This window comes from Bradyrhizobium sp. AZCC 1693, from assembly GCF_036924745.1.
In the GTDB taxonomy this organism is placed as follows: Bacteria; Pseudomonadota; Alphaproteobacteria; order Rhizobiales; family Xanthobacteraceae; genus Bradyrhizobium.
Genome location: NZ_JAZHSD010000001.1, coordinates 1414302 through 1427464, shown reverse-complemented (window position 1 = coordinate 1427464; position 13163 = coordinate 1414302). Strand labels below are relative to the sequence as shown.

Sequence of the window (13163 nt, the reverse complement as noted above, 5' to 3'; positions counted from 1 at the left end):
GGCTACTGCTCCTCCGCCACGGTATTGCGAAGGATGCCGATCCCAGCGGATTCCACCTCGACGACGTCGCCTGGCTTGAGCCAGCGCGGCGGCGTGAAACGAGCGCCGGCGCCGGTCGGCGTGCCGGTCGCGATCATGTCGCCGGGTTTGAGGGTGGCAAAGGTGGAGAGGTAGGCGATCAGGAAATCGAACGGGAACATCAGCCGCTCGGTGGAATCGCTCTGGCGTACCTCGCCATTGACGCGGGTGATAATGTCATGAGGCCCGCGCGGATCGCATTCGTCCGACGTGACGATCCACGGCCCGATGCTGCCCGAGCGATCGAAATTCTTGCCTTGCGTAACGTTGAACTTGCCGTGGTGCAGCCAGTCGCGGACGCTGCCCTCATTGCACAGCGTCATGCCGAAGATGTGGTCCCAGGCGCGCTCGCGGGGGATGTGCCGTCCTTCCTTGCCGATCACGATCACGAGCTCGCCCTCATAATCGAGCTGTTCAGAGATTTTCGGCTTCTCGATCGGCTGGTTGGAGCCGACGACCGAGGAGGGATTGCGGACAAACAGGCTCGGATATTTCGGCAGGTCCGAATTGTCCTTGTACTCGGCGTTGCGGTCCTTGTAGTTGACGCCGATGCACCAGAGTTTTTCCGGATTGGGAATCGGCGGCAGCAGCACAAGATCGTCGAGCGCATGGCTTGGCTTGAGGCTGGCGACCATTTGGCGCGCAACTTCCAGGCCCTCCTTGGCGATCAGGGTCCGAAGGTCAGGACATTTCGGTCCGAGCCGTTGGGTAAGGTCAACCACGCCGCCGGCAACGGCCGCGCCGAAGCGCGGCTCGCCGTTTGCGAGATAACTTAAGAGATGCATGCGGTGGATCTCCGGATCAGCGCCGCTCACGCGGGCGACGGCGCGCCTTTCGACGCTTCAGGATTCAGTTTTCGAGGTCTGGAACACGGGTTTCAGGGTGACGATCTCGCCGAGCGTGGCGTAACGCGGACCCGCGATACGGGCGATCGGATCGAGCGCCTCGGTTTCGATTTTGCCGTTGTTCAGCAATCCATCCCTGATATGGAAGACCAGCACCTCGCCGACGATGAGCCGGCTGCGGGTCTCACCGAATTCGAGGCACTGCCGGAAACGGCATTCCATCGCAACCGGCGCTGCAGCGAGACGCGGCACCTTGATGAGTTCTCCCGGCAGCGTCGACAGCCGCAATTCCTCGACCTCGCTGACATCTGGCGGATGCTCGGTTGAGCTCTCATGCACCGCCGTCATCAGGCTCGAATCCGCGATGTGAACGACATACTCCTCGTTGTTGAGGATGTTCTGCGCGGTATCCTTGTAGATTCCACCCTTGCGGCCGACGCTGATGGCCAGCATCGGCGGCTTCGGCGAAACGAAGGTAAAGGCGGAGAACGGGGCGAGGTTGAGCACGCCGGTGGCCGACAGGCTGGTGATCCAGGCGATCGGGCGAGGCACCACGACGCCGGTGATCAGCCGGTAGGCCGTTTCAGCGTCGAGATATGCAGGATCGATCCGCATCGGGATGCGCCTCAGTCAGCCTTGATGTTGGCCTTGCGGACCACGGGAATCCACTTGGCATCCTCGCGCTCGAGGTAGCTCGTGAACTCCGCGGGTGTCATCGAGACGGCCTCGGCGCCGAGCGCGTTGAACTTCTCGACGATGGCGGGATCTTTCAGGATCTCCGCGAGCGTATCGTGGAGCTTGGTCACGACCTCGGGCGGCGTGCGGGCGGGCGCGAACAGGCCGGTGAAGGTCTGGCCGTCAAATTCCTTGTAGCCGAGTTCGGTGAAGGTGGGGACATCAGGAAGCCAGGAGGCGCGGTGGCTGCCGGTGACGGCAAGCGCACGCAGCATGCCGCTCTTGATGGAGGGCAGTCCGACCGAGATCTGGTCCAGCGCGAATTGCACCTGTCCGCCGATCAGGTCGTTGAGCGCAGGGGCGTTGCCGCGGTAGTGCACCGTCAGCCATTCCAGGCCGAGCGTCGATTGCATCAGCTCGCTGAGCAGATGGTTGGTGGTGCCTTGGCCGGGAGAAGCCATCGTCAGCTTGCCGGGATCGCGGCGGGCAAGCTCGATGAACTCCTTCAGATCCTTGGCCGCCACCGACGGATGCACTTCGAGCACCAGCGGCGTCATCGTGATCGAGGTGATCGGGACGAAATCCCGTTTCCAGTTATAGGCGTCGCGCTTGGCGATCTCGGGCGCGAACAGCACCGGGCCGTTGGCGCCGACGAACAAGGCGTAGCCGTCGGCAGGCATTTTCGCGAACGCCTCGCCGGCGATCAGGCCGCCGGCACCGGCCTTGTTCTCCACGATGAATGGCTGACCCAGCTTCGCCTGCAGCCTGTCGGCGATAACGCGCGCCGCGCTGTCGACATTGCCGCCTGCCGGATAGGGGACGATCAGGCGTACCTGCCGCGCCGGCCATTGCTGGGCGTCGGCCGGTGTGTTCAACGCCACCGTGAAGAGTGCCGATACAGCGACGCCTGCGATCGCGAAAAATTTCATCGCATTCTCCCGAAAAGCGGGCATATGTCCCGCCAGATTCTTGCTTTGCGCGAGCCCCGTCCCAGCGGCACGCGCATGTCTTGTTCCGCGCCGCGATCTTGCGCACGGCCCTTCCGCTGTCGACCAAATTGTGGTGTTTTTGTCCACATTGTGGACAGCGGACAACGCATATGACAAACGGTCGGTTAAGGGCGCGCAGGCACCCGCTTCAGGGCGGGCAGGCGATCCGTCGCGCGTTGACCGTGCTGCGGACGCTCGCGATTGGCGGGGAAAGAGGCGTACCTCTGGCGGAAGTCGTGCAGGCGACCTCGCTCGCGCGCCCTACGGTACATCGCATCGTGCATGTGCTGATCGAGGAGGGAATTGTCGAGCGCAGCGAGCGGACAGGCAATTACGTCGTCGGCCGCCAGGTGCCCGAACTGGCGCTGGCGCGTCCCTCGCGTTCGCCACTGCTGATTGCAGCAGAGCCACATCTCGCGGCGGTGTCGGCGCAACTTGGCGATACCTTGTTCCTGACGGTGCGCACCGGGCTCGACACCTTATGCGTGGCGCGCCGCATCGGCAGCTATCCGATCCAGGTGTTGTCGATTGAGGTCGGTGTGCGGCGTCCGCTCGGCGTGAGCAGCGCGGGGGTGGCGATACTGGCCGCCATGCCTGCTGCGGAGGCGCGCAGGATCGTGCTCGCCAACGAAACACGATTTGGCGCCTACCGGACCGGTACGGCCACCGTACTCGGACAGGTCCAGCTCGCGCGCCGCCGGGGCTACAATCTCCGTGACGTCGGTCTCGTGCAGGGGACGAAGTCGCTTTCGGCCTGGATCCGGACGCCGGACGGCCAGCCTGCCGCAGCGATTACGCTCTCCGCCGTGCGAAGCAGGTTGAGCCCGCGACGCGCGATCGAAGCGGCGGACGTTCTTGTCGCGGCTGCGCGTGCGATCGAAGCGGAGGCGTCGAGGGAGGCGTCCTAAAGTCGGCTGATCCACTTTCCGATCTCGGCCATCATCTCTGCGAAGGCCGGTCTGTCGGCATAGTAGAGCGCACCGCTATCTTCATAGGCCTTGGCGTAGAGCGCGCGCGTTGCAGCGTTGTTGAGAATGAAGGCCTCGTTTTCGGCGATGTTCTGATTGTCATCTTGCCGGAAGCGCATCTGCTTGTGAGCCTTGTAGGCCTCAGTGCCGATGAACGTCTGAACTTCTGCGCGCTTCAGCAGACTCCAGATATCGTAGTAATGACGCATGAACTCTATGGGGTCGCCATCGCCGGCCTGCTGTTTGCGGAACTTGGTAGAGACAGTCTGAAGTTTTTCGACGAAGGTATAACCGGTATCGTAGCACAGAACAGCTTTCGCCCGGTTGTCGATGATGTCCACCTTGTCGGCGGCGTAGTCGTAGGCCCAGGCGCCGATGTCCTTCGGCGTGTTGGGAGCGACAGTATCGAAGCCGACTTCAAGCAGGACACCTTCGCGCAGCCCCTCCAGCGCGTCGGTCACGCTTTCGTAGTTCAGTCTGATGCCCGCGCTTCGATGGTTCGGCGTGTCATCAAAAGCCGTATCGCGCTCGACCTTCAAAATGCCGTCAATCTTGATCGTCTGCGCGAGCCAGTCGTAGAAATCCTTTCTTGTCTGGATGTGTGCCGGCTTGTTTTGATTACGCCCCGTTTTCACGTCGTGACCAGGCGGAGGCTCGATAAGGATATCAATGTCCTCCGAAAACCGGTTGATAGCTTGATGACCCTTTGAAAGCGACGTGCCGCCCTTCAACTGAAATGCAAATCCAAGTTGCTGGAGGCCATGGAGGCAGTGCACGATCCAATAGTCCTTTTCGACCAGCGCCGGATCAATACCCTTTTCGTCCGCGACGATCCGGATTAGATCCGCGAACTGCGGGTGGTCGTGCAAATATTCGCGCGGCATGTTGGAATTCACGCGCTCTCCCGCGCGTGTTCGAACAATCGCTTCGTTCTTTCGTTTCCGTATTCGCGAACGGCGCGACGCAGGCGCGGCTTGTCGGCCGCCACCGCACGCTCCATCACGCGCTTCAAGACATCATTCTTTGTCTCGGCAAGCTGGTCGAGGTTGTTGACGAGATCGACGAGCAGGAACTCCGTCGTCAGTGACTTCGGAAAACGCGGTTTCACGCGGAACGCATATTTGCGGCCGCCAAGCTGAAATTCGCCGTGCCGTTTGTGATTGTAGACGACCGTCCTGTCATAGAGCTGCGTCGTGCCGACACCGAGACTGTTGTAGGCATTCGGCGACGCCAGCAGGAAGCGATGATCCTTGAGAAAGGCGCTTACGATATCCTTGTCGCTTGCGGGCGCCGGGCCGAATGCCGTCTCTTTCGGGTAAATATAAAGTCCGCCGGAAAGCTTCTTGAGCACGCCACTTTCGACCAGTTGCTTGATGTGCCGGTCAACCGACGTCGACCAGCGGGCCAAGTCCGCGCGCCGGTACGCCTCACCCGGCTTCAGGTGGGTTTTAAGCTCTTTGAGCTTTGTCATGGGAGGCAAAATAGGCCAAAACCGCCAAAATGCAAGTTTAATCAGTGAAAAATCATGCAATTTTGTAATGTAAGAATATGAAAATAAAAGGTTTTTAAAATCTACGCCGGTAATAACCTCGTTTGATCGCTAGGCGCAGCTCGTCGCCTTACAGCTTACGATGCAGGTAATGCGGCTATCGAGGGAGGATGGACGCGCCCAACCCGAGGGCTTCAGCCCACTGCTGCGTTGGTCGGTTTCGGCGCCGCCGCCGGGATGCGGCGGAAGCGCAGCACGATCCTGGTGCCGTGATGGTCCGGATCGCGCTCGGCGCTGGCGTCCAGCTTGGCGGCCATCGCGCTCACGATACGTTGCCCCATGCCGGTGGAGCGCGGATCGGCCTTGGCGTTGAGGCCGACGCCGTTGTCCGCAATCGCGACCACGAGGTCGTCGCCCTCAGGCTTTAGCTCGACGTGAATGGGACCGGCGCCGTCGGGATAGGCGTATTTGACGGCGTTCATCACCAGCTCGTTGACGATGATGCCGATCGCCACCGCACGGTCCGGGTCGATCTCGATCGGTTCGGCCTCGAGCGTCAGCCGCGACATCTTGTTGCCCTCGGCCGAACGCCGGAGGTCTTCCAGCAGGGCTTCGAGATACTGGTTCAGCAACACGCTCTTGAGATCATGCGAGGTGTAGAGGCGGCGATGCACCTGGGCGACCGCGGCGACGCGGCCCATCGCGTTGGTGAGCGCCGCCTTGACATCGTCCTGGGTGGCCGAATTGGCCTGCAAATGTAGCAGCGAGGCGATGATCTGCAACGAGTTGCCGACACGGTGGTTGACTTCGCGCAGCAGCACTTCGCGTTCGGCGGCGAGCGCCGCATAGCGGTCGCGCGAACGGTGAACCTCGGCTTCGGCCTCGTCGCGAGCGCGCTGAAGTTCGGACTGCCGCAGCGCGCCGTTGACGGCGACCTGAAGCAGCGGAATGAAATCGCCCTGCGTGTCCTTGACCAGATAGTCGGCGGCGCCGGCCTTCAGCGCCGTGACGGCGATCGCCGAATCCTGCGACGCCGTGACGAACACCACCGGCGGCGCGTCCGGGATCGCCATGATCCGTTCCAGCGTTTCCAGCCCGTCGAGCCCGGGCATGTACTGGTCGAGCGCCACGACATCGATGCCGCCTTGCGCCAGCCGCGCCAATCCCTGGTCGCCACCCGCAGCATGGACAACCTTGAAACCGGCCCGCGTCAGGCCGCGGTCGACCAGCCGGGCGAGGGCCTCGTCGTCATCGATATACAAAAGGGTCGTCGCTTTGTTCATGTGGCGGCTGGAGGTACCTGAATGACGGAAAAGAACAGGCCGAGCTGGCGAATGGCGTTGGCGAAGCTTTCGTAGTTCACAGGCTTGGTAATGTACACGTTGCAACCGAGTTCGTAGCAGCGCTTGATCTCGTGAGAATCGTCGGTCGTGGTCAGCACCACCACCGGCGTGGTTTTGAGATATCTGTTTTCCTTGACCCGCTTCAGAATGTCGATGCCGGTCGTGTCGGGCAAATTGAGATCGAGCAGGATCAGGAGGGCGCTGCCCTTGTGGTCGAGACCCGTCCCGTCCTTGCCAAACAGGTAGTCCAGGGCGGCTGTACCGCTGGTGAACGGCATTATCTCATTGTTGACACCGGATCGGCGTATATTCCGCTCGATCAGGCGGGCATGGCCCTCATCGTCCTCGATCATGATGATGGTGACTGGATTACTCATGTCCGTGTGTTCCGATTACCCACTGGCCAATTGATAGGCAGCGTGATCGTGAACGTGCTGCCCTGGTAAAGTTCCGACGCGACCGACATGGTTCCTCCCAGGCGACGCACCAAGGCGCGGACATGGGCAAGGCCGATGCCTTGTCCAGGCTTGTCCTGGGTTCCCGCGCGGCGGAACAGCTCGAAAATGCGCTGATGGTCCTTGGGATCGATACCACGCCCATTGTCCGATAATTCGAAAATCGCAAAGCCGAGCTTGGTGCGGCCGCGCACCGCGATTTCGCCGGGGACCCCGGTCTTGAGGTATTTGAGCGCATTGTCGATCAGATTGGAGAAGATCTGCTCCAGCGCAAGGCGATCGCTGACGATATTCGGCAGCGCGTCGATCCGGATCTCGGCCTGGGCTTCCGCGGCCTGATGCGCCACGGTCGCCACGATGCCCTCGATCAGCTCCCTGGTGTCGATCCAGACCGGCTCGAACTCGCGCCGCCCCTCGCGGGTGAGATTGAGGATCGCCGATATCAGCCGGTCCATCTTGCCGATCGACGATTTGATGAAGCTGAGCGCCTCGGAGAAATCTTCCGAGAGCTGCTTGTCGGAGCCTTCGAGTACGGGTTCGGCGGTATCGGTGGCGTTTTCCGGGGCTGATGGTGCGGCGGACTGCTCGCGGGAAAGCGCTGCGATCCGTTTGAAGATATCGCCGCGCAATTCCTCCAGCTCGCTGGTGAAGCCCATGATGTTCACCAGCGGCGAGCGCAGATCGTGGCTGACGATGTAGGCGAAGCGCTGGATTTCGTCATTGGCTTCGCGCAGGTCAGCGGTGCGCTCGTCAATCGTGGCCTCGAGGTTGAGATGACTGTCGCGCAGCCGGGCGTCGGCCTGGTCGCGTGCGAGCGACGAACGTCGGACCAGGAAGATCGCGATGCCGGCCAGGACCACGACGAAACCCGAGCCGATGCCGGTGATCGAGGCCGCCAGCGTCTGGCTGCGATCGGCGTTGGTCGTGCGCTCGACAAACAGACGATCTTCCTCCGCCCGCATCCGCACCGCGAGACCGTCGATATGTTTCATGGTGTCGCGCCCGATGCCCTCGCGCACGATCTTGGTGGCGTCGCTCATGCGCTGCGACCGGGCCAGTTCAATGGTCGTTCGAAATTCCTCGATCCGCTGGTCGTAGAGCGGCATCATCTCGTTGATGAGCGCCCTTTGAACCGGATCATCGCTGATGAGCTGGCTCAACCGCGTCAGCGCCGGCGTCAGTTCGGACAGGGCTTGCTCAAAGTCGGTCCGAAAATCAGGCCGCAACGTCGCGAGGTAGCCGCGCTGCGCGCTTTCGGCACGCCGCAACTGCAGTTGGACGAGCGATATCTGGTTTTCAACCTCCAAGGTGTGCAGAACTTTGCGCGCGTCCTCGCGCGCCTTGTTCACGAGATGGACCGAACCGGCGCTGATGGCGGTCAACACCAGGAGCCCCGCCGCAAGCAGCAGGATGTGCCCCACGGCGCGCTTGCGCTGGGCATCAGCGGTCACGGTGATCTCGCGTCATAAACAAACGAACAAGCGCCCCCGGCAACCCCTTTTGCACTCTAACGTGCGATGGAACCATCGGTTCCATGCGCTGTCGAATATTTCAGGAGTTTTTTGCTCAGGTCTTGCCGTCCACCGGCTGGCCGGCAAGGTACTGCTCGAGCCAATGGATGTGGTAGTCGCCGTTGATAATGTCGGCCTCCCGGACCAGCGCCCGGAACAGCGGAAGGGTGGTTTCGATGCCGTCGACCACCATCTCGTCGAGCGCCCGGCGCAGCCGCATCAGGCATTCGGCGCGGGTCTTGCCGTGCACGATGAGCTTGCCGACCAGCGAATCATAATAGGGCGGAATGACGTAGCCCTGATAGACGGCCGAATCGATCCGCACGCCGAGCCCGCCGGGCGGGTGGAATTGCGTGATCCTGCCGGGCGACGGGCGGAAGGTCTGCGGGTTTTCCGCATTGACGCGGCATTCGATGGCATGCCCGATGATGGCGATCTCTTCCTGCTTCGCAGGCAGGTCGCCCCCGGCGGCGATGCGGATCTGCTCCAGCACGAGGTCGATGTCGGTGATGCTCTCGGTGACGGGGTGCTCGACCTGGATGCGGGTGTTCATCTCGATGAAATAGAACTCGCCATCCTCATAGAGAAATTCGATGGTGCCGACGCCGAGATATTTCATGTCCCGCATCGCCTTGGCGCAGGTTTCGCCGATCCTGGCACGGGCGGCGGCAGCGAGAACCGGCGAGGGGCCTTCTTCCCAGACCTTCTGGTGACGGCGCTGCAGCGAGCAGTCGCGCTCGCCGAGATGGATCGCGCCGCCGCGGCCGTCGCCGAGAATCTGGATCTCGATGTGGCGCGGCTTCTGCAGGTATTTTTCGAGATAGACCGATGCGTCGCCGAACGCCGACTTGGCTTCGTTGGACGCGGTAGACAACGCCATCATCAAATCGTCGGCCGAGCGCGCCACCTTCATGCCGCGTCCGCCGCCGCCGGCGGCCGCCTTCACCAGCACGGGGAAGCCGATCGCCTTGCCGATCGCGAGCGCGTCATCGTCGGGCGAGACCGCGCCATCGGAGCCCGGAACGACGGGGATGCCGAGTCGCTTGGCGGTCTTCTTGGCCTCGATCTTGTCGCCCATCAGGCGGATGTGTTCGGCCTTCGGGCCGATGAAATGCAGATTGTGCTCGGCGAGGATTTCGGCGAAGCGGGCGTTCTCCGACAGGAAGCCATAGCCGGGATGCACGGCATCCGCGCCGGTGATCTCGCAGGCCGCGAGCAGCGCGGGGACGTTGAGATAGGAGTCTTTGGACGGCGGCGGCCCGATGCACACGCTTTCGTCGGCGAGCCGCACGTGCATGGCGTCGGCGTCCGCAGTGGAATGCACCGCGACAGTGGAGATACCGAGCTCCTTGCACGCGCGCAGGACGCGGAGCGCGATCTCGCCGCGATTGGCTATCAGAATCTTGTCGAACATGCGGCTCCCGCAGGCGAGTAGCGAATGGCGAGTGGCGAATGGTTAGTGCAGAAAAACCATTCGCTATTCGCTACTCGCCATTCGCCATCTACTCAATAATGACCAACGGCTCGCCGAATTCGACCGGCTGGCCGTCCTCGACGAGAATTTGCGTCACCGTGCCCGCGCGCGGCGATGGAATCTGGTTCATCGTCTTCATCGCTTCGATGATCAGCAGCGTTTGCCCGGCCGATACCTTGGTGCCGACGTCGATGAACGGCTTGGCGCCGGGCTCGGGCGCCCAATAAGCGGTACCGACCATTGGCGAGGGAACCACGCCCGGATGCTTGGCCAGATCGGCACCCGCCGCGGGGACGGCTACTGCCGCGGCAGCCGCCGCCGGCTGGAAGCTCGCCGGCATCGCTGCCGACACGGTGACGTTGCGCGCGACCCGCACCCGCAAGCCGGCGCGCTCGATCTCGATCTCGGTCAGGCTGGTCTCATCCAGCAACAGCGCGAGTTCGCGAATGAGCGCGCTGTCATCGCTCTTCAGATTTGCGGCTGATTTGTCCGCTGACTTGTTGTCGGGCTGGCGGGCCATGCTCTTGATCCGGAATTCTCGGTGTGGGTGACGGCTTAGGCGTCAGGCTTGGTGTCGGTCGACGTCAGGTTTTGAAGTCAGGCTTTGGCCTTGGCGCCGAGTTTGGCGGCAAGACCATTGATGGCGAGCCGGTAGCCGTCGATGCCGAAGCCGCAGAGCGATGCAAAGGCGGCCATGGCCGTGTAGGAGTGATGACGGAAGCTCTCGCGAGCGTGGATGTTGCTGATATGCACTTCCACCGTCGGGATTTTCACGGCGACCAGCGCGTCGTGCAACGCGATCGAGGTGTGCGAATAGCCGCCGGCGTTGATGATGATGCCGGCCGCCTTCCTGGCGTGTGCCTCGTGGATGAAGTCGATCAGCTCGCCCTCGCGGTTGGACTGGCGGCAATCGGCCTTCAGGCCGAATTGCGCGGCGGTTTCCGCGCACAGCTTTTCGACATCGGCGAGCGAGGCATGGCCGTAGGTTTCGGGCTCGCGCGTCCCCAGCATGTTGAGGTTCGGGCCGTTGAGCACATAGATCGTTGTGGCAGAAGCTTGGGCCATCCAGATTCCAGCAAAATGGGGGGCGGGCAGGTCGCGGGGTTATAGGTAACAACGAGCCGCAGGGGAAGCCTTTAGGCCTGCCGGAATGCCGCCCAAATACCTCATCCGGTTCGTAAAAACCCGCATGGAACCTACGGAAATCGCTGATTAACCAATGTTGAAGGAGGCGTTCCCTCCGTTCCGCGCGGAATCAGACGGGAACATGCCGCGGACCAACGGCGGGTGCGCCCGACATCCGCGGTTCGCCTTACTTCGGTTGCTCTCCGCCAGCGGGCTTGTCATCCGCACTGAGCTTGGCCGCCGGCGCAGGCTTCGCCCCCGGATGCTTGGCACCATTGGTGGGCGGTTGTTTTTGAGCGCTCGGCGGGGCTTGCGTCGGCGCGAGCGCCACGGGGGGCGGCGTGGACGGGGCGGGTGAACTGTCAGGCGCGGCTGGCGCCATTTGGCCGATCGAAACGGAGATGCCAAACAGCCGCCATTGCCCGTTCACCGGCGCGAACGCGAGTTCGAAATTGACCTGCGACGGCACGGACGGGAAAAACCCGGCCATCCGCATCAAGCCGTTCGCTTCAATCTGCGGCAGCAGGCTGAGCTGGGGTTCGATGACGGCAACACCTGACAAATCAAGATTGTCGTTGCGCTGTTTGACGAAAATTTCGCTCAGACGTGCGGCGGTATTGACCTGAAAGCCAGGCGCGCCGAGGTCGCGCAGCACCGTGTAGTTGCCGGTCTTGTTGGCCTGATCGAGGGCGAGCAACGCGGATCGCACCAGAACCAGAACGCCATTGCGGTCAATTTGCGCCGGCTTTGGCGCCGCCGATTCCACCGGCGCGGGCTTCTGTTTCTGGACTTGCGCTTGGCTTGCGCCAAAGCTCGCGCAAATTGCCGCAACCAGCAGGAGGATTTGAAGGTGGCGACGATTTCCAGGCATTACCAGGCGAACGTTACGCCTGCGCGGCTGCCGATGCCACCCTGCGCAAAGCCGCCGCCGATGCCGACGTTCGCTACGGCATAGTTGGTCAGGCGGAGCTGGGCAGCTACGCCGACGGCATTTTGCCCGCGGAAATTGCCCCAGTTGGTCGAGATCGCAAACCGCTTGTCCGATGGCAGCGCCGCCCCGCCCAGCGCGATGGCAATGGCGGTGCCTTCAAATCCCTGTCGCATCTGCGTCTGCAACACGCCGACATTCTGTTGCAACAGGCTGACATTCTGCTGCAAGCCGCCAACGTTGGACTGCAACGTTGAAATGTCCTGCTGGGAAAAGTTCGCCGCCGCGAGATTGCCGAAGGCGTCGGTGGTCACGATCTTGGTCGGTCCTGTTTGGGCCGCGGTGCTAGCCGCCGAGGTGATGCCGGACATCGTATAAGTGTTCGATGCCGTCCCAACCGCAATCTGATTGACAGCGGTGGTGGTCGCGCCATTGCCGATGGCAGTCGAATTCGTGAAACCCGCAGTGGCGTTGCTGCCTATCGCTGTCGCACCACCTGCGGTGGCCGCCGCATTGGTACCAAACGCACTGCTAAAAAGACCTGTCGCCTGGGCGCCGGTGCCGACTGCCGTGGCCTGTTGGCCGCTGGCGGTCGCAGCCTCGCCCACGGCGATCGCGAAGCTATTCGATGTCTGGCTCTGGTTCCCTATCGCAACAGAACCTGTGCCCCCCGCCACAGCGCCCATCCCGCCAAGTACACTGCCGCCGCCGATAGCGACGCTGAAAGCTCCAGTAGATTGGGGCGCGACAGCGGACGTATCGCCCGCGCCGATTGCTGTCGAGTAGGCACCAGGGTCGGCGCCACGGTTGCTGTAGGTCCCGAGCGAAGTAGCTCCGTCCACCAAAGGCGCGAATAGACTGGGGCCACTGTTGGCCCCCATTGAGGTTACATTGTTGCCATATGCGGCGGCGACCCCGCCAACCGCCGTGCTGTTGGTGCCAGAGGCAATAGCCTGACAGGCTGGGTCGCTGAGAAGATTCGTAATCGCCGCAGCGCCCGAGGCGCATCCAGCGACGGCGGCGCGCGGTTCAGCCAGCCAAGTCCCCAGTCCGCAGACCACGACAAATGCAATCCGCGACGTCCGCCAATTCATATTCATGTGCCGCCCCTTGAAAAAAATTTCGCAAGCCAGGCGTGGCTGCGTAATTCACCTGTTATGGCTTGAGCTTGGCGAAGTCCCGCCGTCGCGGCATCTGACGTTCGACGGAGGCGCGGCTGTGTCTGGCGATGCTTCGGGCCGAATCCACCAGTGTGCGTCTTTCGGGCAACAATCGGGCGTCAT

Annotated in this window: 14 protein-coding genes; 1 reads left to right on the top strand and 13 read right to left on the bottom strand. The window is 62.3% G+C overall.

Annotated features, from left to right (window positions below; all coding sequences use genetic code 11):
* Window positions 1-2: 2 nt before the first annotated feature.
* The 3 genes from V1293_RS07030 to V1293_RS07020 are packed head-to-tail and all read right to left on the bottom strand — an operon-like array spanning window position 3 to window position 2527.
* A complete protein-coding gene (locus V1293_RS07030; protein ID WP_334507937.1) occupies window positions 3-863 on the bottom strand; it encodes a fumarylacetoacetate hydrolase family protein in 861 nt (286 codons plus the stop codon).
* Between the two features lie 57 nt (window positions 864-920).
* Window positions 921-1538 (bottom strand): flavin reductase family protein, encoded by a 618-nt coding sequence (locus V1293_RS07025; protein WP_334507935.1) that lies wholly within the window; start codon window positions 1536-1538, stop codon window positions 921-923.
* Between the two features lie 11 nt (window positions 1539-1549).
* Window positions 1550-2527, bottom strand: coding sequence for a Bug family tripartite tricarboxylate transporter substrate binding protein (locus V1293_RS07020; RefSeq protein WP_334507933.1), 978 nt, complete (start codon window positions 2525-2527; stop codon window positions 1550-1552).
* Window positions 2528-2697: 170 nt separating this feature from the next.
* Between V1293_RS07020 and V1293_RS07015 the strand changes: the two genes are divergently transcribed.
* Window positions 2698-3495, top strand: coding sequence for an IclR family transcriptional regulator (locus V1293_RS07015; RefSeq protein WP_334507932.1), 798 nt, complete (start codon window positions 2698-2700; stop codon window positions 3493-3495).
* On the opposite strand, the gene V1293_RS07010 is transcribed toward V1293_RS07015, so the two are convergent.
* The 10 genes from V1293_RS07010 to V1293_RS06965 form a co-directional block, all read right to left on the bottom strand.
* Window positions 3492-4451 carry a nucleotidyl transferase AbiEii/AbiGii toxin family protein gene (locus tag V1293_RS07010; protein WP_334507931.1) on the bottom strand — a complete coding sequence of 320 codons (960 nt, stop codon included), beginning with the start codon at window positions 4449-4451 and terminating at the stop codon, window positions 3492-3494. The two genes, V1293_RS07015 and V1293_RS07010, sit on opposite strands and share 4 nt — an antisense overlap.
* Window positions 4448-5026: a hypothetical protein gene (locus V1293_RS07005; protein ID WP_334507929.1), complete on the bottom strand. Its 579-nt coding sequence runs from the start codon at window positions 5024-5026 to the stop codon at window positions 4448-4450. The genes V1293_RS07010 and V1293_RS07005 overlap by 4 nt, the downstream gene beginning before the upstream one ends.
* Before the next feature lie 212 nt (window positions 5027-5238).
* Window positions 5239-6327, bottom strand: coding sequence for a sensor histidine kinase (locus V1293_RS07000; RefSeq protein WP_334507927.1), 1089 nt, complete (start codon window positions 6325-6327; stop codon window positions 5239-5241).
* Window positions 6324-6764, bottom strand: a complete 441-nt coding sequence (locus tag V1293_RS06995; RefSeq protein WP_334507925.1) for a response regulator — start codon at window positions 6762-6764, stop codon at window positions 6324-6326. Before V1293_RS06995 ends, V1293_RS07000 begins: the two co-directional genes overlap by 4 nt.
* Window positions 6761-8293 carry a sensor histidine kinase gene (locus V1293_RS06990; protein WP_334507923.1) on the bottom strand — a complete coding sequence of 511 codons (1533 nt, stop codon included), beginning with the start codon at window positions 8291-8293 and terminating at the stop codon, window positions 6761-6763. Before V1293_RS06990 ends, V1293_RS06995 begins: the two co-directional genes overlap by 4 nt.
* 115 nt (window positions 8294-8408) lie before the next feature.
* On the bottom strand, window positions 8409-9767 hold the full coding sequence (accC, locus tag V1293_RS06985; RefSeq protein ID WP_334507919.1) for an acetyl-CoA carboxylase biotin carboxylase subunit: 1359 nt from the start codon (window positions 9765-9767) through the stop codon (window positions 8409-8411).
* 88 nt (window positions 9768-9855) lie between these two features.
* A complete protein-coding gene (gene accB, locus V1293_RS06980) occupies window positions 9856-10347 on the bottom strand; it encodes an acetyl-CoA carboxylase biotin carboxyl carrier protein (RefSeq protein WP_334507917.1) in 492 nt (163 codons plus the stop codon).
* 77 nt (window positions 10348-10424) lie between these two features.
* Window positions 10425-10892, bottom strand: coding sequence for a type II 3-dehydroquinate dehydratase (gene aroQ / locus V1293_RS06975; RefSeq protein ID WP_334507915.1), 468 nt, complete (start codon window positions 10890-10892; stop codon window positions 10425-10427).
* A 247-nt stretch (window positions 10893-11139) separates the two neighbouring features.
* On the bottom strand, window positions 11140-11718 hold the full coding sequence (locus V1293_RS06970) for a hypothetical protein (protein WP_334507913.1): 579 nt from the start codon (window positions 11716-11718) through the stop codon (window positions 11140-11142).
* 104 nt (window positions 11719-11822) lie between these two features.
* Window positions 11823-12980 (bottom strand): YadA-like family protein, encoded by a 1158-nt coding sequence (locus V1293_RS06965; protein ID WP_334507911.1) that lies wholly within the window; start codon window positions 12978-12980, stop codon window positions 11823-11825.
* Window positions 12981-13163 lie beyond the last annotated feature (183 nt).